The following is a 23,717-nucleotide window of genomic DNA, read 5'->3' as shown; positions in this document are numbered from 1 at the left end:
CTTTCGGCCGATCATATCGATTCAGACATTGGCCTCAACCAACCAGTTGACGGTCAATCTTGTTCATTCACATGGCACACACCGATTGGCGACGCCCCCGACGCACTGTCGGACGCCCTTCAGGTCCGTCCAGCCCTGGTGGACATCACCGGTCGCCGAAGCGCTCCGCCAAGGCCTCCTCGAAGGTCCCCCGCCCCACCGCCCGCTCCGGCGTGAGGTTCCCGCCCGCCCGCAGCGCCCGGACCGCCGCCCCCGGCAACCTCACCGGCACCAGCATCCGCCGTCGGCCCGCCGCCCGTAGATACGCCTCCGCCAGTTCCCGGTAGGTCCGCACCCGCGGCCCGCCGACCTCCGGCGCGTACCCTGCGGGCGCTCCCCCGGCGAGCTCCACCAGGTGCTCCGCGACCTCCGGCGCGTCCACCGGCTGGAACCGCACCCCGGACAGCACAGGGAACACCGGCAGCTTCGCCGAGACACCGAAGATCGTCAGCAGCAGATCGTGGAACTGCGTCGCCCGCAGCACCGTCCACCCCAGCCCCGACTTCCGGACCACCCGCTCGCACGCGTCCTTCGTGCGGTAGTACGGGATCGGCACCCGGTCCACCCCGACGATCGACACGTACACCAGATGCCGCACCCCCGCCCGTTCCGCGGCCTCCACCAGATTCTTCACCCCGACCAGGTCCTTTTTCCCCGTCGAGGTCGCGCAGTCGATCACCACCTCCACCCCGGCCACCGCCGCCCCGAGGCCTTCTCCGGTCACCAGATCCCCGACCACCCACGCGACCCCGTCCCCACCACTCCGCTCCCGCCGGCTCAACCCCCGCACCGGCACCCCCCGCGCGACCAACAGCCGCACCACCTCGCGCCCCAACGTCCCCGTGGCCCCGGTCACCAGCACCGTCCCCGTCATCACCACTCCACTCCTCTCGAAGAAGCCGTACACCCCCTGGACCGCCCACCACCCCCACCTGTGACATCGGCACCCCGGGAACGCGAAAGGCGGGGCGAGGACCGTGAAGTCCTCGCCCCGCCTCAGGTTTTCACCTCATCGGGTGGAAACCGGGGTCGAGCGTTGTCAGCTGCAGCCGCTGGTGGAGCCGCAGCCCTCGCAGAGGTAGCAACTGCCGGCGCGGCGCATCTTGGTGCCGCAGGAGAAGCAGAGCGGGGCGTCGGCGTTGAGGCCGAGCTGGATCTCCAGCAGCTCCGTGGAGTTGTGGGCCTGCGCCGGGGCGGCCTTGGGGGCCTTGGGCGCCTTGGGGGCGGGCGCCGGCGCGGCGATCACCGGGGCGGACTGGGCGAGCGACTCGGTGTCCAGCTCCTCGACCTCCAGGGGCTCGTAGGAGCCCGTCTCCAGGTGGCGCTGGCGCTCCTCGACGGAGTGGATGCCGAGCGCCGAGCGGGTCTCGAACGGCAGGAAGTCCAGCGCCAGGCGGCGGAAGATGTAGTCGACGATCGACTGCGCCATCCGCACGTCCGGGTCGTCCGTCAGACCGGCCGGCTCGAAGCGCATGTTGGTGAACTTCGAGACGTACGTCTCCAGCGGCACGCCGTACTGCAGGCCGACCGAGACGGCGATGGAGAAGGCGTCCATCATGCCCGCGAGCGTCGAGCCCTGCTTGGACATCTTGAGGAAGACCTCGCCGAGGCCGTCGTCCGGGTAGGAGTTGGCGGTCATGTAGCCCTCGGCGCCACCGACCGTGAAGGAGGTGGTGATGCCCGGGCGGCCCTTGGGCAGGCGCTTGCGGACCGGTCGGTACTCGACGACCTTCTCGACCGCGGCGGCCGCCGGGGCCTGCACGGCCTTGGCCTCGGAGCTCTCGGAGGACTTGGTCTTCGCGGAGAGCGGCTGGCCGACCTTGCAGTTGTCGCGGTAGATGGCGAGCGCCTTCACGCCGAGCTTCCAGGCCTGGAAGTAGATCTCCTCGACCTCTTCCACGGTGGCGCTCTCGGGCATGTTCACCGTCTTGGAGATGGCGCCCGAGATCCAGGGCTGGATCGCCGACATCATCCGCACGTGGCCCATCGGCGAGATGGAACGCTCGCCCATCGCGCAGTCGAACACCTCGTAGTGCTCGGCCCGAAGACCCGGCGCGTCGACGACGTTGCCGTGCTCGCCGATGTGGGCGACGATCGCCTCGATCTGCTCGTCCTGGTAGCCGAGGCGCCCCAGGGCGCGCGGCACGGTGCCGTTGACGATCTGCATCGAGCCGCCGCCGACGAGCTTCTTGAACTTCACCAGGGCGAGGTCGGGCTCGACGCCGGTGGTGTCGCAGTCCATCATCAGGCCAATGGTGCCGGTGGGGGCGAGCACCGAGGCCTGGGCGTTGCGGAAACCGTTCTGCGCGCCGATGCGCAGCACGTCCTGCCAGGTCTCGTTGGCCGCGGTCCAGACCGGGGCGTCCAGGTCGTCGACGGGGACGGCGGCGAGCGACGCGTCCGCGTGCTGCCGCATGACCTTCTGGTGCGGGGCCGCGTTGCGGGCGTAGCCGTCGTACGGGCCGACGACGCCGGCGAGTTCGGCGCCGCGGCGGTAGGCGGTGCCGGTCATCAGGGAGGTGATGGCGCCGGCGAGCGCGCGGCCGCCCTCGCTGTCGTAGGCGTGGCCGGTGGCCATCAGCAGGGCGCCGAGGTTGGCGTAGCCGATGCCGAGCTGGCGGAAGGCACGGGTGGTCTCGCCGATCTTCTCGGTCGGGAAGTCGGCGAAGCAGATGGAGATGTCCATCGCGGTGATGACCAGCTCGACGACCTTGGCGAAGGTGGCGGCGTCGAAGCCCGTTCCGCTGTCGGACGCAGTGTCGTCGCGCAGGAACTTCATCAGGTTCAGCGAGGCGAGGTTGCAGCTGGAGTTGTCCAGGTGCATGTACTCGGAGCAGGGGTTGGACGCGTTGATGCGGCCGGACTCCGGGCAGGTGTGCCAGTGGTTGATGGTGGAGTCGTACTGGATGCCGGGGTCGGCGCAGGCCCAGGCGGCCTCGGCCATCTTGCGGAACAGCTTCTTGGCGTCGACGGTCTCGATGACCTCGCCGGTGAGGCGGGCGCGCAGGCCGAATTCGGTGCCGTTCTCGACGGCGGTCATGAATTCGTCGGAGACGCGGACGGAGTTGTTGGCGTTCTGGTACTGGACGGACGCGATGTCGTCGCCGCCGAGGTCCATGTCGAAGCCCGCGTCGCGCAGGGCGCGGATCTTCTCCTCCTCCTTCACCTTGGTCTCGATGAAGGCCTCGACGTCGGGGTGGTCGACGTCCAGCACGACCATCTTGGCGGCACGGCGGGTGGCGCCGCCGGACTTGATGGTGCCGGCGGAGGCGTCGGCGCCGCGCATGAAGGAGACCGGGCCGGAGGCGTTGCCGCCGGAGGACAGCAGTTCCTTCGACGAGCGGATCCGGGAGAGGTTGAGGCCGGCGCCGGAGCCGCCCTTGAAGATCATGCCCTCTTCCTTGTACCAGTCGAGGATCGACTCCATGGAGTCGTCGACGGCCAGGATGAAGCAGGCGCTGACCTGCTGGGGCTGCTTGGTGCCGACGTTGAACCAGACCGGCGAGTTGAAGCTGAACACCTGGTGGAGGAGGGCGTGCGTCAGCTCGTGCTCGAAGATCTCGGCGTCGTCCGGAGTGGCGAAGTAGCCGTTCTTCTCACCGGCGGCGCGGTAGGTGAGCACCACGCGGTCGATGATCTGCCGCAGGCTCCACTCGCGCTGCGGGGTGCCGACGGCGCCGCGGAAGTACTTGGACGTGACGATGTTGACGGCGTTGACCGACCAGAAGTCGGGGAACTCGACGCCGCGCTGCTCGAAGTTGATCGACCCGTCACGCCAGTTGGTCATGACGACGTCGCGCCGCTCCCAGCGGACCTCGTCGTACGGGTGCACGCCCGGAGTGGTGTAGATGCGCTCGATCCGCAGACCGCCCTTGGGGGCCTTGCCCGCACCCTTGGCCGCGGCCTTGTCGGACTTCGACCCGCGTGCGGAACCGCTCGTGGTGTCTGTCACTTCTTCCTCCTCCTGGGCAAACGCCCGAAGCGCCCCGAAAAGTCCGGGCACCGCTGGTTCGTTCTTCCGGTGTGCGGGCAGCCCGAGACCTCGCCTGCTTGCGCACGGTTTGTTGTGTTCTGCGCCCCGTTTACGGGCACGCCTCGGCCCCGGAGGGCCCGATGTTGTGGTTGTGGTGCAGCTGGGCCCGTGGGGGCCGGTGCCGGCGCCGCCTAGGGCGCGGCCGCGGGAACGGGCACGCAGGTGCCGTCCGCCTCGGGGGCGGGCCGTCCGGTGCGGATCTCCGCGATGGCGGCCTCGAAGTCTTCCAGTCCGTCGTACGCCTGGTACACGCTGGCGAAGCGCAGGTAGGCGACCACGTCGAGTTCCTTGAGCGGGCCGAGTATGGCCAGCCCGACGTCGTGGGTGGTCAGCTCGGCGTTGCCGGTGGCCCGCACGCACTCCTCGACCCGCTGACCGAGCAGGGCGAGGGCGTCCTCGGTGACCGGGCGGCCCTGGCAGGCCTTGCGGACGCCGGAGATGACCTTCTCCCGGGAGAACGGTTCGGTGACCCCACTGCGCTTGATGACCATCAGCGCGGCCGTCTCCACGGTGGTGAAGCGGCGGCCGCAGTCCGGGCACTGCCGACGACGGCGGATCGAGCTGCCGTCCTCGGTGGTCCGGCTGTCGACGACGCGGCTGTCGGAGTGCCGGCAGAAGGGGCAGTGCACCTGAGGATCCCTCCCTGGCAGGACGTGCGGACGGTTGAGTCTATGCGATGCGACCCCGGCCTCGGCAAGCTGATCATGCGCCGTAACCACTAGTACTGGGCCCGGAGAGGAGAGTAGCCACTACATGTAGGTCTACGGGGGGAGGCGGCACCCCTGGCGTGTCGACGCGGATTACAGTGCGGAAGTCGGGATTCGATCGAACATTTAATCGATGTACAGCAAAGCCTTGATCGAGTCACCCAACTCCCGAATAATTCACTCGAACGTGTGTTTGGCGCAACCTTTCGATAGGAGGTGCGTTGGGCTGGAAAAGGGAGAGGACAGCCGTCGAGAGGGGCCGCCGTGAACACCATCGAAAGCAACACCATCCCGGTGCAGGAACACTCCCAGTTCAAGGTGGGGCAGCGCACCACGAATCAGCAGAGCGTGGACATCAGCATGGACCGTAGCGAAGACCACCGCCTCTCCGGCCCGGCCGTTTCCAGCACGAGCCGCGTTCCCGACCAGCCGATCGAGCACTCCCCCGCCCTCGACGACGCCCACTCGGCGCCCACCAGGGCGATGCCCGGCCGCCCCCCCGGCATCCGGACCGACGAGGCCGGGCTGACCGAGCGCCAGCGCCGCGTGATCGAGGTCATCCGGGATTCCGTCCAGCGCCGGGGCTACCCGCCGTCCATGCGTGAGATCGGCCAGGCCGTCGGCCTGTCCAGCACCTCCTCGGTCGCCCACCAGCTGATGGCTCTGGAGCGCAAAGGCTTCCTCCGCCGGGACCCTCACCGCCCGCGCGCCTACGAGGTCCGCGGCGTCGAGGTGGCGCGCCCGAACACCGCCGAGACGGCCGGCCGCCCGTCCACCTCCTACGTGCCGCTGGTCGGCCGGATCGCCGCCGGCGGGCCTATCCTGGCCGAGCAGACGGTGGAGGACGTCTTCCCGCTGCCGCGCCAACTGGTCGGCGAGGGCGAGCTGTTCGCGCTCACCGTGCGCGGTGACTCGATGATCGAGGCGGCCATCTGCGACGGCGACTGGGTCACCGTGCGCCGCCAGCCGGTCGCCGAGAACGGCGACATCGTGGCCGCGATGATCGACGGCGAGGCCACCGTCAAGCGACTCAAGCGCGAGGACGGCCACATCTGGCTGATGCCGCACAACCCGGCGTACGAGCCGATCAACGGCGACAACGCGACCATCCTGGGCAAGGTCGTGGCGGTCCTGCGCCGCCTCTGACGCACTCCCACGGCATCACCGGAAAGGGGCTCCACCGCGACGGCGCGGGGAGCCCCTCCGGCGTCTCCGGGGAACTCAGCCCCGCTTCACCACCGGCCGGACCGGCGGCGCCGAGGCGTCGATCGCCGCCAGCGAGCGGCGCACCTGGTTGCGGTCCGTGGTGTACCAGAACTCCGGCATCGAGGTGCGGAAGAAGCCTCCGTACCGCTTGGTCGCCACCCGCGGGTCGAGCACCGCCACGATGCCCCGGTCGTCGGCCGCGCGGACCAGTCGGCCCGCGCCCTGTGCCATCAGCAGCGCCGCGTGCGTCGCCGCGACCGCCATGAAGCCGTTCCCGCCGCGCTGTTCGACGTCCTTCTGGCGGGCGCTCATCAGCGGGTCGTCCGGCCGCGGAAACGGGATGCGGTCCATGACCACCAGTTGGCAGGCCGAGCCGGGCACGTCCACGCCCTGCCAGAGCGAGAGCGTGCCGAACAGGCAGGTGCTCGCGTCCGAGGCGAACTCGCGGATCAACTCGCCCAGCGTCTCCTCCCCCTGGAGCAGGATCCGGTTGTCGAGCCGCTCCCGCATCGCCTCGGCCGCCGCCTGGGCGCCGCGCATCGAGGAGAACAGGCCGAGGGTCCGCCCACCGGCCGCGCCGATCAGCTCGGCCAACTCGTCGAGCATGTCCGGCCGTTCGGGATCGCGGCCGGGCTCGGAGAGGTGCTTGGCGACGTACAGGATGCCCTGCTTGGGGTACTTGAACGGCGATCCGACGTCGATGCCCCGCCAGAACGGCACCGGATCTTCCCCGCCGGAGCCTTCCTCGAGACCCGGCTCCGGGTTGTCGCCGGCCGTGCGCTCGTCCGGCAGCCGGGCCTCCGCGGGCAGGCCGACGGAGGCGGCCACACCGTTGAAGTCCCCGCCGAGCTTGAGCGTGGCCGAGGTGAGGACGACCGAGCGCTCCTTGTAGAGGCCCTCGCGCAGCAGCCCGGAGACGCTCAGCGGCGCGACCCGCAGCGAGGCGGTGCCCAGGCCGAACCGGTCGCTGCGCTCGATCCAGACCACGTCGTACTCGGAGCCCTCCAGCAGCCGCTCGGCGGTCTCGTGCAGCGTCTCGGCCGAAGCCATCGCCTGCTTGCGCACCGCGTCCTCGTCGGTGAGCCCCTTGTCCCTGGTCTCGCCGAGCGAGGTGATCACCTGCCGGGCGGCGTCCCGGATCGCGGTGACGGCGTACCCCAGGTACTCGGGCAGCTCCTCGACCCGGCCGGGCTGGGCCGTCTCCATCAGGCCGTGGTAGTTCTCGGCGGCGGCCTGCAGTGCGTCGACGGCCTTCTCGTTGGCGAGCCGGGCGGCCCGCTTGACCGCCCGGTTGACCGCGCCGACGGTCAGCTCGGCGGTGGCCGCCCCGGTGACCCGGTTGACCAGCTCGTGCGCCTCGTCCACGATCAGCAGCCCGTGCTCGGGCAGCACCGGCGCGCCCTCGATCGCGTCGATCGCGAGCATCGCGTGGTTGGTGACCACGACGTCCGCCAGCTTGGCCCGCTCCCGGGCCTGCTCGGCGAAGCAGTCCTGCCCGTAGGCGCAGCGGGTGGCGCCCAGGCACTCCTTGGAGGTGACCGACAGCTGGGCCCAGGCCCGGTCGGAGACGCCGGGGCTGAGGTCGTCGCGGTCGCCGGTGTCCGTCTCGTCGGCCCAGTCGCGCAGCCGCATCACCTCCTTCCCGAGCTTGCTGGCCGGCCCGCCGAGCGCCTCGGCCGCGTCGAACAGGCCCTCGCCCTCGTCGCTCGGCGTGCCCTCGTGGGCCCGGTGCAGGCACAGGTAGTTGGAGCGGCCCTTGAGCATCGCGAACAGCGGGCGGCGGCGCAGCACCGGGTGCAGCGCCTCGACGGTGCGCGGCAAGTCCCGCTCGACCAGCTGGCGTTGCAGCGCCAGGGTGGCGGTGGCGACCACCACGCGGTCCCCGTGGGCGAGTGCGGGCACCAGGTAGGCGAGGGACTTTCCGGTGCCGGTGCCGGCCTGGACGAGCAGGTGCTCGTTGTGGTCGACGGCGTCGGCGACGGCCTCGGCCATCCGCACCTGGCCGGGCCGCTCCACGCCGCCGACGGCCGCCACGGCGGCGTGCAGCAGCTCGGGGATGCGGGCGCGCGGGACCGCGACGGCTTCCTCGCCGTCTGAGTCGACGTCCGTGTCGACGTCGGTGTCGGCGTCCTCGCCGGGGAGCTGGGTTCGGGAGTCGTTCGTCATGACACTCCCACCCTACGGGGCGGGGGTGACAATCCGGTCCCGTCGCCCGGGAAGTTCCGCGTCGAGGGCGACCAGGGCGTTGGGGATGGTCCCGTGCCGGGCGGCGTGCGGGCGGTGCGGGCGGTCCTGGTAGCCGTCGAGGAGCAGCCGGTTGCGGTTGAGGCAGAGCCGGTCGATCCGCGGCCGGAACAGGTCGAACAGCTCGAAGCGCTCGCGCAGCTCGGGGAAGCGCTCCTGGTGGCGGCGGATCTCGGCGCGCAGCAGGGTCCAGAACTCGGCCTCGGGCAGCCCGGTCTGCGCCTCCAGCAGCGGGGCGAGGTAGCGGAACACGCCGATGAACAGCCCGGAGTGCAGGAACTGGCAGAGCCCCTGCGGGGGCTCGCGCAGCAGGACGTCGTCGACCTCGGCGGGCAGGCCGCGCAGTTCGGGCAGGTCCTGGTCGCTGAGGTTGACGTCGTCGACGAAGTCCTTGACCGCGAGCCGGGCCGGGGCGTCGTGCTCGTCGAAGACGACGACGGCGTTCTCGCCGTGCGGGGAGAAAACCAGCCCGTACCGGTAGAGGAAGTGCAGCAGCGGCGGCAGCATGGCGGCGAACAGCCGGCGGGTCCACGCGGCCGGGGTGAGCCCGGAGCGGGCGATCAGCTCGGCGGCGAGGGCGCGGCCGTCGGAGCCGGTCTGCAGCAGGGCCGCCAGGGTGCGGGCGCGTTCGCCGCCGGTCAGGAAGGGCCCGAGCGGCTCGCGCCAGATCGCACCGAGGAGTTCCTTGTACTGGTAGGGCACCTCGGGCAGGTCGCGGTAGAGCGGGTGGTCGACGGTGACGGAGGCGATCTCGCCGAGCAGGATCACCCGGCACTCGTCGCGCAGGAACGGGTCGGCGTCGCGCAGGCCGTGGATCCAGGCGGTGACGGCGGGCGCGGCGAGGGTGCGTTCGGTGGGCAGGCCGCGCCAGACCAGGGTGTTGAGGATCGACAGCGGCAGTTTGACGGTGCAGCGCTCGGGGCGGGCGGTGTTGAAGAAGGAGCGGATGGACTGCTGGGGCAGCCGTGGGGCGCCGTCGGAAGGCAGCGGGACGATCTCGCCGGAGGCGATCCAGGGCGCGAAGAGCGGGACGACCGTCTCGTCCCACTGCCAGGGGTGGACGGGCAGCAGCAGGTAGTCGTCGGCGTCCGGGCCGAGGGCGGCACGCAGGGCGCCGGGGTCGTCGAGCTCGCGCGCGTACAGCTGCTCGGGGCGCTCCAGCCCGGGGACGCCCCGGTACTGGGCGAGCCGCCGGTGGACGGCGATCCAGGGCAGCGGGCGCGCGGTCCGCGCCTCCGGGGTCCAGCGGGCGGCGTCGGTGGCGGAGAAGCCGATCCGGCCCTTGTTGGGGACGATCCAGGGGTGGCCGCCCTGCCGGCCCTCCAGCCCGGGGTGGTCGAGGTCGGCGAGTTCGGCGGCGGTGAGGGCGGTGGCGAGCTGGTGGGCGTCGGCGGTCAGGGTGGCGGTGAGTTCGCGGATCAGGTGGCCGGTGGTCTCGCCGCGCAGGCCGAGGGTGTGCCGGGCGTACGTGAGGAAGCGCAGCGGGTCGAGGCCGTCCGGGCGGGAGCAGCGGACGGAGTCCGGGTCGACCCGCCAGCTGCCGTAGGCGCTGCGGCGGGCGGTGAAGCGGTACTCGGTCTCGGGCAGCCGGAGCAGGTACTCGCCGTCGGTGGCGGCGGGGGCGGGGGTGAACAGTTCCTCGTAGGCGAACTCGGCGAGCATCTTGGCCAGCAGCGTGCGGCCCGCCCGCTGCCAGTGGCCGGCGGTGAGCTGCGGCGGCAGGTAGAGCGGCGGTTCAGCGGCCGGCTGTTGCGGCACGGGTCAGCTCCTGGGGGCGGGGGATGGTGGGTGTTGCGATGGCGGCGCGGGGCGGCGCGAAGCCCGTCCAGGCGGTGCGGGTGGGCAGCCGGTGGACGGTCCGGCCGGTGACGGCGTTGAGGATGACGGCGGCGCGGTGGGCGCCGAGGCCGAGGTCCGGGGTGCCGACGCCGTGGGTGTGCAGTTCGGCGTTCTGGACGTAGAGGCCGCCGGTGAGTTGGGGGCGGGTGGCGACGCGGTGGTCGAGGTCGACGCGGTAGCGGCCGGCCGCGTCCCAGTCGATGAGGTGGGCGAGCGGTTCGAGCGCCGCGGGGCGGGCGGCCCGGTAGCCGGTGGCGAGCACCACGGCGTCGGTGCGCACGAGGTGCTCGGCGCCGGAGTCGGCGTGCCGGCAGTGCAGCTCGATGCCGCCGCGGGGGCCCGGCCGGGCGTCGGTCACGGCGGTGCCGGGAGTGATCTCGACCGGTGCGGTGTCGATCGGGCGGCCGATGGTGCGCTCGTACAGGTGGTCGTGGATCTCGGCGAGGGTCTCGGCACTGGCGGCCTTGTGCAGCTGCCACTGGGCGGCAACCAGGGTGTCCCGGACGGGCTCGGGCAGGCTGTGGAAGTAGCGGGTGTAGTCAGGGGTGAAGTGCTCCAGGCCGAGCTTGGAGTACTCCATGGGCGCGAGCGCGCGGGTGCGGGTGAGCCAGCGCAGCCGGACGCCGTCGCCGTCGTGCCGCCGGAGGAGGTCGAGGAGGACCTCGGCGCCGGACTGCCCGCTGCCGACCACGGTGATGTCGCGGGCGCCGGCGAGGTCGCCGCGGCGGTCGAGGTAGTCGGCGGAGTGGAAGGCCCGCGGGTGGCCGTCGAGGACGGCGAAGGCCTCGGGCAGGACGGGCCGGGTGCCGACGCCGAGCGCCAGGTTGCGGGCATGCACGTGGCTGCGCCGGCCGGTCGCGGTGTCGGTCAACTCGGCGCGGAAGAGGCCCTGTTGCCAGTGGAGGGCGGTGACCTCGGTGCCGAACCGGCAGTTGCCGAGCCGCTCGGCGGCCCAGCGGCAGTAGTGGTCGTACTCGCGGCGCGGCAGCTGGAAGCGCTCGGCGAAGTAGAACGGGAAGAGCCGGTCCCGGTCGCGCAGGTAGTTGAGGAACGACCACGGATTGGTCGGGTCGACCAGGGAGACCAGGTCGGCCAGGAACGGCACCTGCATCCGGGCCCCGTCCACCAGCATGCCGGGGTGCCAGCGGAACTCCGGGCGCTGGTCGCAGAAGAGCGTCCGCAGGCCGGGGACGGGCTCGGCGAGCGCGGCGAGCGAGAGGTTGAACGGGCCGATGCCGACGCCGAGCAGGTCGTACGGCGCCGGCGGGGCTGCTGGGGTGTCCACGGCGGATGTCCTAGGCGGGGTGAGGGAGGCGGGCGCGGACCATCAGGGCGGCGCGCTTGTCGGGCAGGTCGAGTTCGCCGGCCGCCCGGAACCCGGCCCGTTCGAAGGCCCGGACCGAGCGGAGGTTGCGGACGTCGGGTTCGGCGACCACCCGCTCGCAGCGCGGCCGCTGCCGCAGGATCCGCTCGGCGAGGGCGGCCAGCAGGACGGCGCCGAGTCCCCGGCCCCGGCTTCCGACGGGGCCGAGCAGCAGGTGGACGCCGGTGTCGTGGGGCCGGGCCGGGTAGTGCCGGGCGAGCGGGTCGAGGTCGGCGCGGTAGACCTCCCAGTAGCTCATCGGGGTGCCGTCGAGCAGGCCGAGGCAGGGCAGACTGCGGCCGTCGCCGTCGAGTTGGGCCCGGACGTGCCGTTCGGTGACGGCGGGCGGCCCGGCGAGCTCCCAGAAGGCGGCGATCTCGGGGTCGTTCATCCACCCGGCGAGCAGCTCGAGGTCGGCGGGCAGCCGGACCGGGCGGAGCCGGAACTCGCCGGCCCGGGCGGGGATGGCGCCCCACCCGGCCACGTCGTCCACCATCGTCACGCGTCCGCCAGCGGGTTGGGGATGTCCACGTACACGGACTGGGTGGCGACCGGGCCGACCAGCTCGTCCAGACCGTTGATCCGGGTGAGCAGGTTGGCCTTGCAGGGCAGGGAGGGCGCGTCGAGCAGCAGCGCGGGCAGCGCCGAGCCGGTGGCCGCCACCTGCGGGCCGGCGAGGAACCGGCGCAGCGCCGCGAGGAGCACGGCCTCGTCGGCGAGCCCCTGGGAGCCGAACGCGCCGATCAGGCCGAGGACGTGGTTGATGCCGAGGTAGTAGGCGAAGTGGTGGTCGATCACCTGGTCGGGGAGGAAGGTGTCGCTGTGCTCGCCGAGCCCGGGCAGCCGGGCGGTGAGCCGTTCGGCGGCGCTCTCCCGGTAGTAGTAGCCCTGGTTGTCGCGGTAGCGCCCGCCGCTCGGCCAGCCCTCGGCGTCGAGCAGGACGAGGCTGTTCTGCTGGTGCGCCTCCAGGGCGATGCCCGCTCGGCCGTCCAGCCAGAGGACGGGCAGCACGACGGCGTGCAGGTAGCGCAGGAACCACTCCGCGGCGACGGTGCGCGGCGGGCGGCCGCAGCGGGCGGCGAGCGCCCGCAGCGTGTCGCCGAGCCGGGACGGCACGGTGTCGCCGGTGCCGAGCGGCTGTTCGGCGACCAGCCCGGCGACGCAGAGTGCGCGGTCGGCGGGGGCGAAGGGCTGGGCGCGCAGCACGGTATCCAGGCCGCCGGGGTCGCCGAGGCCGGGGTGGTCGACACCGATCCAGGCCGGGTCGCGGACGATGTCGAAGCCGGGGTGGGCGGCCCGCCACTCGGCGGCGAGGCCGTTCTCCAGCAGCCGGTGCATCTCCAGGCCGCGGTGGAGCTCCTTGCGCAGGTTCTCCCGGCGGGAGTTGGTGATCCGCAGGCCGAGCGAGAGCTTGAGCATCCACGGGGTGCCGGGCCGGTAGACGGTGCGCACCGAGGAGGTGGGGTGCCAGGGTTCGCCGGCCGGCCCGAGGTCGTGCAGGAGTCCTTCGGCGAGCAGGGCGGCGACGGCGGGGCGGTGCGCGAGTTCGCGGGCCTGCCAGGGGTGGAGCGGCAGGGCGGCGGTACCGGGCGGCAGCGGGGTGCGGGCGCCGAGCAGGCCGGCGGTGATCCGCTCGGCGCTCTCGGGGAGGGCGGAGCCGGCGGCCAGCAGCTCGCGGTCGACGCCGTACCAGTGGAGCTGGAAGGAGCCGTGCAGTTCGGGCGAGTAGGCGGCGCTCTGGGCGGGGCCGAGGCCGTCGCGGCTCTTGGGGGTGGGGTGCAGCGGGTGGCCGAGCAGCAGGGACTGTTCGGCGGCGAGGAAGTGCGAGCCCTCCGGCCCGCCGGGGGCGGCGGCGGTGCGGCGGTGCGCGAGGATCTCGGCGGTGCGGACGACCGAGTCGGCGACCCGGGCCGCGAGGTCGGCGACCTGACCGGGGTCGGGGCGGTCGGCGGCCGCGGCGGCGAGCAGGGCGGCGGCGGTGACAGCGTCGACCGGCGCGTCGGCGGCGCCCTCGCCGGCGCCGAGGACGGCGGGGCCGAAGCGGTGCCAGCCGGCGGGCGACCAGTAGCGGACGGGCGCCGAGAGCCGGGCTGCGCCGCCGAGGACGGCGATCCGCAGCCGCCCGTCCGGGCCGGGGCGGGCGCCGGTCTCGCGCGCCCAGCAGCGCAACAGGGCTTCCAGCGCGGCCTGTTCGGCGGCGACGGCGGGGTCCGGGTGCAGCAGCGGGTCGGGCCCGTACGGCCGGTCCGCGGGCAGCAGCGGGTCGGGCGGGGCTCCGGTGAGGGCGGCGGTGCTCAAGGCTGCTCCTTGGGGCGCGTGGGGTGCGGACGAGCGCGGGTGGCGGAGAGGTTCGGCGGGCGCTCGCCCCGTCGCGTCAGGTAAGGGTTACCTATCCCTGATGGGTGATCACAAGGACGGCTCACTCGTCTGAGTGAAGATCGGGGATTGTTCACCACCCGGGAGGAAGGCGCCTGTTGTGCCAACGAGCCGGCCTCGGGTTCGTCACAGGTCGATGACCTCCGGTCAGGTCCGCAACCCGGGGGGCGGCCGGTGCCGTCCTGCTGAGCGGTGAAAGACTCCGGAGCGGCCTGCCGCCGCACCGGCACGCCCGTCCGAGCACCGAGCCGACCGAGCACCGACTCGACCGGGTCTCGACCGCGTTACCGATCTGACCGAGCAACAGGGGGAAGAGCACAGATGTCATCGATCCACCGGTCCGCCCTGGCCGCCGCCCTCGTCGCGGGAGCCCTGTTCGCGGTGAGCGCCTGCGGCCCGGACGGCCCGGCGGGCGGCGACAAGGGCGGCACCGCCGCGCCGCCGCCCGCCTCCGCGAGCGCGACGGCCGGCGCGGGCGGCGGGGGCGTGATCGGCGGGATCACCCTGCCCTCGGGCATCCCGACCAGCCTGCTGGAGGGCCTGCCCAAGACCTGGGACGACCTGAAGAAGTGGAAGTTCGAGGACTGGGACACGTGGGCGTCCAAGCACGTCTTCAACAACCCTGTCGTGAAGGACTTCTGGAACCCGGACAACATGGGCGACTCCAAGCCGGCCGATCCTGCCCCGCCCACCGCCAAGCCGGCCGCCGACAACGGCGTGACCGACCCCGAGCCGCCGGTGGTCAAGGCCACGCCCGTGTCCCGCCCCTACACCAAGCAGCCCTCCGGCAAGGTGTTCTTCAGCGCCCAGGGCGGCCGGGGCAACTGCTCGGCGACGGTGATCACCGACCTGCAGCACCCGGGCAAGAGCAACCTGGTCTGGACGGCCGGCCACTGCGTGCACGAGGGCAAGGGCGGCAACTACTTCAAGGACCTCGTGTTCGTCCCCGCCTACAACAACTCGGGCGCCTCCAGCGGCGGCAAGAAGGCGCCGCTGTCCGAGCTGGCCCCGCTCGGCACCTGGTGGGCCGACCTCGTCACCACCTCGCCGCAGTGGATGGTCGAGGGCGGCGGCAGCGGGGACGCCGCCAGCCAGTACGACTTCGCCGTCATGCGGGTGCACAACCAGAACGACACCGGCAAGTCGCTGGAGGAGACGGTCGGTTCGGCCGTCCCGGTCTGGTTCGACGCGCCGCGCGACAGGCTGTCCGTCTCGGCGATCGGCTACCCGCTCTACAAGCCGTTCGACGGCCAGGAGTTGTACAAGTGCGACGGCGGCAGGCCGACCCGGCTGTCGTTCGACCCGAAGCGGCCGTCGATGCTCACGATCGGCTGCAACATGACCCAGGGCTCCAGCGGCGGCGGCTGGTTCGCCACCATGCCGGACGGGAAGACGGCCCTGGTCAGCAACACCTCGATCGGCACCCAGGAGCACACCTCGCTGAGCGGCCCGTACCTGGAGACGGTCGCCAGGAACGCGCTGGACTGGATCTCCAGGAAGCAGTGACCGCGTTCACCGACGCGACGGGAGATTCGACGGGGGACGATGCAGCATGCCGTACACCAGCCGCGGGCGCGTGCCGCGGCGCCGGGCCGCTGTGGCCGGCGCCGCGGTGCTCGCCGCACTCGCCCTGACCACGACCGCCTGCGGCCCGGGCCACGCCGGCGGCGGCAAGGCCGCGAGCGCGCCCGCCCCCGTCGTGAAGCCGGCGCCGCCGACCGGCCCGGACGACCTGGCGAACTGGAAGCTGGAGGACTGGGCCCGGTTCGTCTCGGACAACGCCTTCAGCAACGAGGTGGCGGAGGGCTTCTGGTCCATCGCCAGGATGGAGGGCGCCAAGGGCCGGCCCACCCCGGAGTACTCCCACGCCGCCGCCCAGAGCGGCGTCCAGCAGGACGCTCCCCCGGCCGCCGTCCGGGCCGAACCGCAGCCGCACCCGTACAGCCCGGCCACGGCCGTGGTCGGCAGGATCTTCATGACCACGCCCGAGGGCGACGCGGCCTGCTCCGGCACGGTGGTCTCCGACCCGGTCAACCCGGGCCGCAGCAACCTCGTCTACACCGCCGCGCACTGCCTGCACGACGGCAAGGGCGGCGGCTGGCTGAAGAACATCGCGTTCGTGCCCGGCTTCAACCGCGACGGCCAGGCCGTCCGCGGCAAGCCGTACAGCGAGCAGCAGGTCTCCCCGTACGGCCGTTGGACGGCGGTGCGCGCGCTGGTCTCGCCGACCTGGGTCAAGGAGAGCGGCGGCGGCGCCCACGACCAGTACGACTACGGGATCGTCCGAGTGCGCAGCGAGAGCGGCTCCGGCAAGTCCCTGGAGGAGACGGTCGGCGGCTCGGTCCCGGTCTGGTTCAACGCCCCGCGCGACCAGATCAGTTCGGCGTCCTCGTACGGCTACCCGGCCGAGCGGCCGTTCGACGGCATGCAGTTGGACCACTGCGACTCGGCGATCCCGCCGAGCAGACTTTCCTTCGACCGGACCCGCCCGCCGATGTACGTGATCGGCTGCACCATGACCGGCGGCTCCAGCGGCGGCGGCTGGTTCATCACCAAGGACGGCAAGCCGAACCTGATCAGCGTCACCTCGATCGGCAACCGCAACCCGTCCGAGGACCTGGCGGGCCCCTCCCTCCAGGACCAGGCGAAGCAGGCCTTCGAGTACTTCAGCAAGAACGTGAAGTAGCCCGCGAAACGCGGAAGGACCCTGGACGAGTCCGGGGCCCTTCCGCGGCCGTGAGGTCTTTCAGCCCTGCAGCGCCACCGCGTAGCGCTCCAGCTCGGAGGCCAGTTCGGCGGGGACCTTGGCGTGCAGCAGCGTGCCCTCGCCGGTGTGCTCGGTGGAGAGCAGCTCGCCCTCCGCGTGCACCCGGGAGACCAGCCCGCCCTGAGTGTAGGGCACCAGGGCCCGCACCTCGACGGCCGGGCGCGGCAGTTCGTCGTCGATGAGCTTCAGCAGCTCCTCGATGCCCGCGCCGCTGCGGGCCGACACCACGATGGCGTGCGGCTCGCGGCGCAGCAGGCGCTGCAGCACGTGCGGGTCGGCGGCGTCCGCCTTGTTGATCACCACGATCTCGGGGACGTTCTGCGCGTCGACCGAGACGATGACCTCGCGGACCGCGGCCAGCTGCGTCTCCGGCTCGGGGTGCGAGCCGTCGACCACGTGCAGGATCAGGTCCGCGTCGGCGACCTCCTCCATGGTCGAGCGGAAGGCCTCGACCAGGTGGTGCGGCAGGTGCCGGACGAAACCGACGGTGTCGGCCAGGGTGTAGACCCGCCCGCTCGGCGTCTGCGCCCGGCGCACGGTCGGGTCCAGGGTGGCGAACAGCGCGTTCTCCACCAGCACGCCCGCACCGGTGAGCCGGTTGAGCAGGGAGGACTTGCCGGCGTTGGTGTACCCGGCGATGGCCACGGACGGCACCTGGTGGCGCCTGCGCTCCTGGCGCTTGGTGTCGCGGCCCTTCTTCATCTCGGCGATCTCCCTGCGGAGCTTCGCCATCTTCTCGCGGATCCGGCGCCGGTCGGTCTCGATCTTGGTCTCACCGGGACCACGGGTGGCCATACCGCCGCCGGACGAGCCGGAGCCACCGCCACCCATCTGCCGGGAGAGCGACTGACCCCAGCCGCGCAGGCGCGGCAGCATGTACTGCATCTGCGCGAGCGAGACCTGCGCCTTGCCCTCGCGGGACTTGGCGTGCTGGGCGAAGATGTCCAGGATCAGGGCCGTCCGGTCGACGACCTTGACCTTGACCACGTCCTCGAGGTGGATCAGCTGGCCGGGGGTGAGCTCACCGTCGCAGACCACGGTGTCGGCGCCGGTGGAGGCGACGATGTCGCGCAGCTCCTGGGCCTTGCCGGAACCGATGTAGGTCGCGGCGTCGGGCTTGTCGCGGCGCTGGATGACGCCGTCCAGGACCTGGGAGCCGGCCGTCTCGGCGAGCGCGGCGAGCTCGGCCATCGAGTTCTCCGCCTCCTCCAGCGTGCCGTCGGTCCAGACGCCGACGAGCACCACGCGCTCCAGGCGGAGCTGGCGGTACTCGACCTCGGTGACGTCCTCGAGCTCGGTGGAGAGGCCGACGACACGGCGCAGGGCGGCACGCTCACTGCGGTCGTACTGGTCTCCGTCGTAGTGGTGGCCGAGGTCCTCGTCGATGGCCGCGAGGTCCTCGTCCATGAGGGCTCCCGCCCGCAGACCGTCGATGCGGCGCGGGGCGTCGGCGTGGTCGCGGGTGTCGAACGTGGAGGTCATTCTGTCCTTTGGTCGAAGGCTGATCACCCCGGCTAGCTACCCCTCGTGCTACTCCTCCGAGGGGCCGCGGACGCCACCAGGGCTCCTGTGCCCTGTGAACGCCGCGGACCGGCCGTGCATTCCCCATGATGGTCGCACGCCCGGCGCGGGCCGGTCACCCCCATTTCCCCCGTGCTGCCGGGCGTCGCCGCCCTCGGGGGCGTGCGGGCGGCTCACGTCGTAGACGCCGGAGACCTTGAGCATCGCCCGCATCAGCCCGGGCAGGGCGCCCGGGGCGGGCAGCTCGACGGTGTAGGTGTGCCGGACGCGCAGCTCCTGCGGCGGCTCGACCTCGGCCGAGACGATGCCGACGCCCGCGGCGGAGATCGCCGCGGTGAGGTCGGCGAGCAGCCGGGGCCGGTTCAGCGCCTCGGCCCGCAGGGTGGCCCGGTAGCCGTCGGCCGGGGTGCCGTCCGGCTGCCAGCACACCTCCAGCTCGCCGCGCCCGTCGGCCCGCATCCGCTCCCCCGCAGGGCAGCCGGTGCGGTGCACGGCGACGGCGCCGCCGCGGATCGGGTAGCCGGCCACCTCGTCCGGGGGCACCGGGGTGCAGCAGCGGGCCAGCCGGACCGGCGCCCCGGGCCGCCCGGCCACCGCGACGGGGGCGGCCCGGCGCTCGGCGGTGCGGTGCGCGGGCGGGGCGGGCTGCCCCGCGGACGGGCCGGTGCGGACCACCGGCAGCCGGGCGGGGTGGTCGGCGAGCCAGCGCTCGATGGCCAGCCGGGCGGCCGGGGTGCGGACGTGTGCCAGCCACTCGGGCGCGGGCCCGGAGGGCTCGGCGGCGCGCGGCCCGGCCCCGGCGGGCACGGTCTCGGTGAGCACGGCCAGCAGGTCGCCGTCCTGGAGGACGGTGGACAGCGCGGTGAGCCGGCCGTTGACGCGGGCGCCGATGCACCGGTGGCCGGTCTCCTCGCCCAGCAGGTAGGCGGCGTCCACGCAGGTGGCGCCGGCCCGCAGCTGGAGTGTTTCACCGCTCTCCGTCACCACGGTGATCTCGCGGTCGCCGGCCAGGTCGGCGGTGAGCGCGGACCAGAAGGCGTCCGGGTCGGGCGTCTCCTGCTGCCACTCCAGCAGCCGGCTGAGCCAGCCGGGCCGGGCCGGGTCGGTGCGGTCCAGCTCGTCGGTGTCCTGGACGGCTCCGGGCGGCTCGGGGTCGCCGAGCGCGACCACCCCGGTCTCGGCCACCTCGTGCATCCGCCGGGTGCGCACCAGCACCTCGACGACCGCGCCGCCCTCCAGCGCGACGGCGGTGTGCAGCGACTGGTAGAGGTTGAACTTGGGGGCGGCGACGAAGTCCTTGAACTCGCCGGGCAGCGGCGTCCAGCAGGTGTGCAGCTCGCCGAGGACGGCGTAGCAGTCGGCGTTCTCCTCGACGACCACCAGCAGGCGCCCGAAGTCGGCCGGCTGCGGCCCCTGCGGCCGCCCGTCCCGGCCGCGCGCGGCGGCCCGTTTGACCAGCACCCGGTGCAGCGAGACGCAGTGCCGGGGCCGGACGGTGACCTCGGCAGCCACCCCGGTCTCGGCCAGCTGGCGGGCCAGCAGCCGAGCGAACGGGTCCAGCAGGGCGTCCGGTTCGGCCTCGTGACCGGCCATCAGGGCGCGGGTGAGGGCGTGCTCCTCGGGGTGCAGGGTGGCGAAGACGATGTCCTCCAGCTCCGCCTTGAGCACCTGGATGCCGAGCCGTTCGGCCAGCGGGATCAGCACGTCCTGGGTGACCTTGGCGATCCGCACCTGACTGGCCGGCTTCATGTGCCGGATGGTGCGCATGTTGTGCAGCCGGTCGGCGAGCTTGATCACCATGACGCGGACGTCGTCCCCGGTGGCGACCAGCATCTTGCGGAAGGTCTCGGCCTCGGCGGCAGCGCCGAAGTCGACCTTCTCCAGTTTCGTCACCCCGTCGACCAGGTAGGCGACTTCGGGTCCGAACCCGGCGCTCACCTGATCCAGCGTCAACTCGGTGTCCTCGACGGTGTCGTGGAGCAGCGAGGCGACCAACGTGGTCGTCCCGGCGCCGAGTTGGGCCAGGATCATGGTGACGGCCAGCGGGTGGGTGATGTACGGCTCGCCGCTCTTGCGCTTCTGCCCGCGGTGGCTGGCCTCGGCGAGCCGGTACGCCCGCGCGAGCAGGCCGAGGTCGGCCTGCGGATGGTGCTCGCGGTGGACCCGGACGAGGGGTTCGAGCGCGTCCGGCACGGGCGGCCGGCCGGTGGCCAGTAACGCGGCCCGCCCGGCCCGGCCGAGCGCGGCCCGGCCGAGTCCGCCGAGGGGCCGCCGGGCCCCGGCTTGCCGTGCGCTCGTCGGCTGCCCCGTCAGGGGCTGCCCGGCGTCGATGGTCATCGCACCTCCCGGCAGCGTCACCGGATGCGTTGCCACCCCTCCCAGGGGCGATCGGCCCGGTGGTCCATGCTACCGAGGAGAGCACGTTCCGCGACGCGATGCTTCCCACCCGTGACCGGTATCACCCGATCGGGGGGATTCACCGCCGGACGAAATGGGCAAACGGGCCGTCAACCGGTCAGCTCCGCCCACCACCGGGCGTCGATCTCGCCGGCGGCCACGATCACCGCGGGGCCGGTCTTCTCCACCCGGCCGTCGGGGTGTTCGGTGATCACCAGTCGCCCGCCCGGCACGTCCACGGTGTAGGTGGCGGCCTCGCCGGTGACCGCCGGGTCCGCGCCGTCCCTGCGGATGGCGGCCACCGCGACGGCACAGGTGCCGGTGCCGCAGGAGCGGGTCTCGCCGGAGCCGCGCTCGTACACCCGCATGGCGACGTGCCGCGGCCCGCGGTCCACCACGAACTCGACGTTGACGCCCTCCGGGTAGGCGCCCTCCGGGCCGACGAGCGGCGCGCGGAACAGGTCTCCCGCGTGGTCCAGGCTCTCGACGAAGGCCACCGCGTGCGGGTTGCCCATGTTGACGTTCAGTGCGGGCCAGCGGCGCTCGCCGACCGCGACCTCGATGCCGTCCGGCCCGGGCAGCCGCGCGCGCCCCATGTCCACGGTCACCTCGCCGGGCGTACCGTCCTCGGCGTCCTCGGCGACCCACACCGTCCGCACCCCGGCCCGGGTGGCGACGGCCAGCTCGCCGGCCTTGGCGAGGCCGGCCTCGACCAGGTAGCGGGCGAAGACCCGGACGCCGTTGCCGCACATCTCGGCGATGCTGCCGTCGGAGTTGCGGTAGTCCATGAACCACTCGGCCCGGTCGGCCTGGTCCGCGGCCGCCGGGTCGTTGGCCGAACGCACCACCCGCAGCAGCCCGTCCCCGCCGATGCCGGCCCGGCGGTCGCACAGCGCGGCGACGGCCTCCGGGCCGATCGCCAGCAGGCCGTCCGGGTCCGGGATGATGACGAAGTCGTTCTGGGTGCCGTGTCCCTTGGAGAAGCGGACACCGGCCGGCTGCGGGGAGGATGCGCTCACATCCCCGATGGTACTGAGCCGCTGCGGCTCCCCGCCGGACGGCCCTACCGCAGGTGGGCGACCCGCCAGACGGCGAGCGCGCAGGCGGCCAGCGCGATCAGGGTGTAGACCGCGATCGCCTTCCACGCGGCCCGCCGTCCGGAGCCCCGGCGCGGCAGGCCCGGCCACTTGTACCCGGCGTGGCGGGCGGCCATCGCGCCCCAGCCGACGGAGGCGGCGGTCAGCAGCAGTCCGAGCATCCCGACCATGGTCGCCCGCGCCCCGGCCGAGCCGAAGGCGAGCGGGAAGGCGAACATCAGCGAGCCGAGCGTGCCCAGCAGTGCGATCGGCAGCGTCTGCCACCACCGGAGGCGGCGACGCGGACGGATCTCCCGCTCGTGCACCGCGCCCGCGGGGCTGCGGGTGTCCAGGGTCGGCAGCGCGACCGCGTACGAGGTGGGCGCGTCCAGTCCGGCCAGCACGGGCAGGTCGCCGAGCGTGGACTCGTCGAACTCGTCGGCCGGTGCGGTGACGCTCCCGCTCTGGCCGGGCTCGGGGCCGGTACCCGTCGACACGCGGCCTCCCCTGACAGTTCGACACGAGCGGACTCGCGGCCGGTACGGTCGGCCCAGTCGGGTCGACCCTCATGACATCGATGATGGCATGTCCAGAGGGGCGTTCAGGGCCTGACCGGCGTCGTCGGGTGATCCGTGGCCATCACGTGATCGGGCCGTGACCGCCGGTTGGTCCTGCACGCCCACCTGCGTGCGCAGGTGCACCGCCGGATTGGCCGGATCCCGCCCACGGCGCCCGGCCTGCTGACGGTCGATCAGCTCGGGCCGGTTCCTCGGATCAGTTCGAGGGAACGTTCCAGCAGCTCGACCGGGTCGGTGCCGGCCGGCCGGGAGAGCCAGTGGATCCGGTCGTCCCGGCGGAACCAGGACTCCTGGCGGCGGGCGAAGCGCTTGGTGGCCCGGACGGTCTCGGCCCGCGCCTCGTCCTCCGTGCACTCACCGGCGAAGTGGTCCAGCACTTGCTGGTAGCCGAGCGCCCGGGAGGCGGTCTTCCCCTCGCGCAGCCCGAGCTTCTCCAGCTCCCGCACCTCGTCGAGCAGTCCGGCCTCCCACATCCGGTCCACCCGCAGCGTGATCCGCTCGTCCAGTTCGGGGCGCGGCACCGCGACGCCGATCTGCACCGCGTCGTAGACGGCCGTGTTGCTCGGCAGGTTGGCGGTGAACGGCTGCCCGGTGATCTCGATGACCTCCAGCGCCCGGACGATCCGCCGCCCGTTGCTGGTCAGGATCGCCTCGGCCGCCGCCGGGTCCAGCTCGGCAAGTCGCCCGTGCAGCACGTACGGGCCGGCCTGCGCCAGCTCCTCCTCCAGCCGGGCCCGGACCGCCGGATCGGTGCCGGGGAACTCCATCTCGTCGATCGCCGCCCGGACGTACAGCCCGGAGCCGCCGACCAGGACGGGGGTGCGCCCGGCGGCGAGCAGCCGGTCCATCTCGGCCCGGGCCAGCCGCTGGTACTCGGCGACGCTGGCGGCCTCGGTGACGTCCCAGACGTCCAGCAGGTGGTGCGGGATGCCGCCGCGCTCGGCCGGGGTGAGCTTGGCGGTGCCGATGTCCATGCCCCGATAGAGCTGCATCGAGTCGGTGTTGATCACCTCGCCGCCGAGGCTGCGGGCGAGGGCGACGGCCAGGTCGGACTTGCCGGCGGCGGTCGCCCCGACGATCGACACGACACGGGGCTGGACGGTACGGGAGCTGCTCACCGCTCCAGTCTCGCAAACCGGCGCCGCACCGGTGACCGGGCTGCCACCCGCCGCCCGGCGCGCGACGATATGACTGTTTCCAGCCATTGCCACACGTGAGCGCGGTTGCGAACGGTTCGGCCGTCGCGGACGTTGTGCAGTCAGGACGCGGACGTTGTGCGGACGGGGACGGAAGGATGAGATCGCCATGGGTCTGATGGACAACCTCAAGGGCAAGGCCGAGGAGCTCAAGGAGAAGGCCGGCGAACTCGCCGGCAAGCACAGCGAGCAGATCGATCACATGGTGGACAGGGCCGGCGGCGCGATCGACAAGGCCACCAAGGGCAAGTACAGCGAGAAGATCGAGCACGGCGCCAGCAAGGCCAAGGGCGCGGTCGACGACTTCGCCCACAAGCCCAAGCCGGGCGAGGAGGGCGCCGGCGGCGGCCCGGCCCCGCAGGCCTGAGACTCGGC

The 23,717-nt window shown here is 72.7% G+C and carries 17 protein-coding genes; 4 read left to right on the top strand and 13 right to left on the bottom strand.

The window, feature by feature from the left end; translation table 11 throughout:
* Positions 1-145 precede the first annotated feature (145 nt).
* The 3 genes from F7Q99_RS18810 to nrdR all read right to left on the bottom strand — a co-directional run bounded on the left by F7Q99_RS18810 (position 146) and on the right by nrdR (position 4,701).
* Entirely contained in the window at positions 146-913 is a 768-nt protein-coding gene (locus tag F7Q99_RS18810; RefSeq protein ID WP_153462958.1) for an SDR family oxidoreductase, read from the bottom strand.
* A 165-nt stretch (positions 914-1,078) separates the two neighbouring features.
* The gene (locus F7Q99_RS18805) at positions 1,079-3,991 is read right to left on the bottom strand and encodes a vitamin B12-dependent ribonucleotide reductase (protein ID WP_326846849.1); all 2,913 of its coding nucleotides are present in this window, start codon (positions 3,989-3,991) and stop codon (positions 1,079-1,081) included.
* Between the two features lie 212 nt (positions 3,992-4,203).
* Positions 4,204-4,701, bottom strand: a complete 498-nt coding sequence (nrdR, locus tag F7Q99_RS18800) for a transcriptional regulator NrdR (RefSeq protein ID WP_326846848.1) — start codon at positions 4,699-4,701, stop codon at positions 4,204-4,206.
* Between the two features lie 561 nt (positions 4,702-5,262).
* Between nrdR and lexA the strand changes: the two genes are divergently transcribed.
* On the top strand, positions 5,263-5,925 hold the full coding sequence (gene lexA, locus F7Q99_RS18795; protein ID WP_230210740.1) for a transcriptional repressor LexA: 663 nt from the start codon (positions 5,263-5,265) through the stop codon (positions 5,923-5,925).
* Positions 5,926-6,000: 75 nt separating this feature from the next.
* On the opposite strand, the gene F7Q99_RS18790 is transcribed toward lexA, so the two are convergent.
* Genes F7Q99_RS18790 through F7Q99_RS18770 form a run of 5 tightly spaced genes read right to left on the bottom strand, consistent with a single transcriptional unit; the run spans position 6,001 to position 13,729 of the window.
* The gene (locus F7Q99_RS18790) at positions 6,001-8,151 is read right to left on the bottom strand and encodes an ATP-dependent DNA helicase (protein ID WP_153462956.1); all 2,151 of its coding nucleotides are present in this window, start codon (positions 8,149-8,151) and stop codon (positions 6,001-6,003) included.
* Between the two features lie 12 nt (positions 8,152-8,163).
* Positions 8,164-9,987 (bottom strand): IucA/IucC family protein, encoded by a 1,824-nt coding sequence (locus F7Q99_RS18785; protein ID WP_326846847.1) that lies wholly within the window; start codon positions 9,985-9,987, stop codon positions 8,164-8,166.
* Positions 9,965-11,353 carry a lysine N(6)-hydroxylase/L-ornithine N(5)-oxygenase family protein gene (locus F7Q99_RS18780; RefSeq protein ID WP_326846846.1) on the bottom strand — a complete coding sequence of 463 codons (1,389 nt, stop codon included), beginning with the start codon at positions 11,351-11,353 and terminating at the stop codon, positions 9,965-9,967. The genes F7Q99_RS18785 and F7Q99_RS18780 overlap by 23 nt, the downstream gene beginning before the upstream one ends.
* A 10-nt stretch (positions 11,354-11,363) precedes the next feature.
* Entirely contained in the window at positions 11,364-12,038 is a 675-nt protein-coding gene (locus F7Q99_RS18775; RefSeq protein ID WP_230210738.1) for a GNAT family N-acetyltransferase, read from the bottom strand.
* Positions 11,930-13,729 carry an IucA/IucC family protein gene (locus tag F7Q99_RS18770; RefSeq protein WP_153462952.1) on the bottom strand — a complete coding sequence of 600 codons (1,800 nt, stop codon included), beginning with the start codon at positions 13,727-13,729 and terminating at the stop codon, positions 11,930-11,932. The genes F7Q99_RS18775 and F7Q99_RS18770 overlap by 109 nt, the downstream gene beginning before the upstream one ends.
* 399 nt (positions 13,730-14,128) lie before the next feature.
* On the opposite strand from F7Q99_RS18770, the gene F7Q99_RS18765 reads away from it, so the two are divergent.
* Both F7Q99_RS18765 and F7Q99_RS18760 read left to right on the top strand, forming a co-directional pair.
* Positions 14,129-15,313 carry a trypsin-like serine peptidase gene (locus tag F7Q99_RS18765; protein ID WP_153462950.1) on the top strand — a complete coding sequence of 395 codons (1,185 nt, stop codon included), beginning with the start codon at positions 14,129-14,131 and terminating at the stop codon, positions 15,311-15,313.
* A gap of 46 nt (positions 15,314-15,359) precedes the next feature.
* Positions 15,360-16,493 (top strand): trypsin-like serine peptidase, encoded by a 1,134-nt coding sequence (locus F7Q99_RS18760; protein ID WP_153462948.1) that lies wholly within the window; start codon positions 15,360-15,362, stop codon positions 16,491-16,493.
* A 60-nt stretch (positions 16,494-16,553) separates the two neighbouring features.
* Here F7Q99_RS18760 and hflX read toward each other — a convergent pair whose 3' ends face one another.
* The 5 genes from hflX to miaA all read right to left on the bottom strand — a co-directional run bounded on the left by hflX (position 16,554) and on the right by miaA (position 23,264).
* Positions 16,554-18,056 carry a GTPase HflX gene (gene hflX, locus F7Q99_RS18755; protein WP_153462946.1) on the bottom strand — a complete coding sequence of 501 codons (1,503 nt, stop codon included), beginning with the start codon at positions 18,054-18,056 and terminating at the stop codon, positions 16,554-16,556.
* A gap of 48 nt (positions 18,057-18,104) precedes the next feature.
* Positions 18,105-20,432 (bottom strand): RelA/SpoT family protein, encoded by a 2,328-nt coding sequence (locus tag F7Q99_RS18750; protein WP_153462944.1) that lies wholly within the window; start codon positions 20,430-20,432, stop codon positions 18,105-18,107.
* Between the two features lie 170 nt (positions 20,433-20,602).
* Positions 20,603-21,511: a diaminopimelate epimerase gene (gene dapF, locus F7Q99_RS18745; RefSeq protein WP_326846845.1), complete on the bottom strand. Its 909-nt coding sequence runs from the start codon at positions 21,509-21,511 to the stop codon at positions 20,603-20,605.
* Between the two features lie 44 nt (positions 21,512-21,555).
* The gene (locus F7Q99_RS18740; protein ID WP_195911107.1) at positions 21,556-22,065 is read right to left on the bottom strand and encodes a hypothetical protein; all 510 of its coding nucleotides are present in this window, start codon (positions 22,063-22,065) and stop codon (positions 21,556-21,558) included.
* Between the two features lie 254 nt (positions 22,066-22,319).
* Entirely contained in the window at positions 22,320-23,264 is a 945-nt protein-coding gene (gene miaA, locus F7Q99_RS18735; RefSeq protein ID WP_326846844.1) for a tRNA (adenosine(37)-N6)-dimethylallyltransferase MiaA, read from the bottom strand.
* A 187-nt stretch (positions 23,265-23,451) separates the two neighbouring features.
* Between miaA and F7Q99_RS18730 the strand changes: the two genes are divergently transcribed.
* A complete protein-coding gene (locus F7Q99_RS18730; RefSeq protein WP_153462939.1) occupies positions 23,452-23,709 on the top strand; it encodes an antitoxin in 258 nt (85 codons plus the stop codon).
* Positions 23,710-23,717: the final 8 nt, after the last annotated feature.

The sequence above is a fragment of the Streptomyces kaniharaensis genome (assembly GCF_009569385.1).
In the GTDB taxonomy this organism is placed as follows: Bacteria; Actinomycetota; Actinomycetes; order Streptomycetales; family Streptomycetaceae; genus Kitasatospora; species Kitasatospora kaniharaensis.
Note: the sequence above shows the minus strand (reverse complement) of the source record. Positions and strands in the feature narration are given on the sequence as shown.

What these genes read in the sequence shown, in the direction of transcription:
- F7Q99_RS18810 (WP_153462958.1), bottom strand. Translation starts at nt 913, where the DNA reads ATGACGGGGACGGTGCTGGTGACCGGGGCCACGGGGACGTTGGGGCGC.
- lexA (WP_230210740.1), top strand. Translation starts at nt 5,263, where the DNA reads ATGCCCGGCCGCCCCCCCGGCATCCGGACCGACGAGGCCGGGCTGACC.
- F7Q99_RS18790 (WP_153462956.1), bottom strand. Translation starts at nt 8,151, where the DNA reads ATGACGAACGACTCCCGAACCCAGCTCCCCGGCGAGGACGCCGACACC.
- F7Q99_RS18765 (WP_153462950.1), top strand. Translation starts at nt 14,129, where the DNA reads ATGTCATCGATCCACCGGTCCGCCCTGGCCGCCGCCCTCGTCGCGGGA.
- F7Q99_RS18760 (WP_153462948.1), top strand. Translation starts at nt 15,360, where the DNA reads ATGCCGTACACCAGCCGCGGGCGCGTGCCGCGGCGCCGGGCCGCTGTG.
- hflX (WP_153462946.1), bottom strand. Translation starts at nt 18,056, where the DNA reads ATGACCTCCACGTTCGACACCCGCGACCACGCCGACGCCCCGCGCCGC.
- F7Q99_RS18750 (WP_153462944.1), bottom strand. Translation starts at nt 20,432, where the DNA reads ATGACCATCGACGCCGGGCAGCCCCTGACGGGGCAGCCGACGAGCGCA.
- F7Q99_RS18730 (WP_153462939.1), top strand. Translation starts at nt 23,452, where the DNA reads ATGGGTCTGATGGACAACCTCAAGGGCAAGGCCGAGGAGCTCAAGGAG.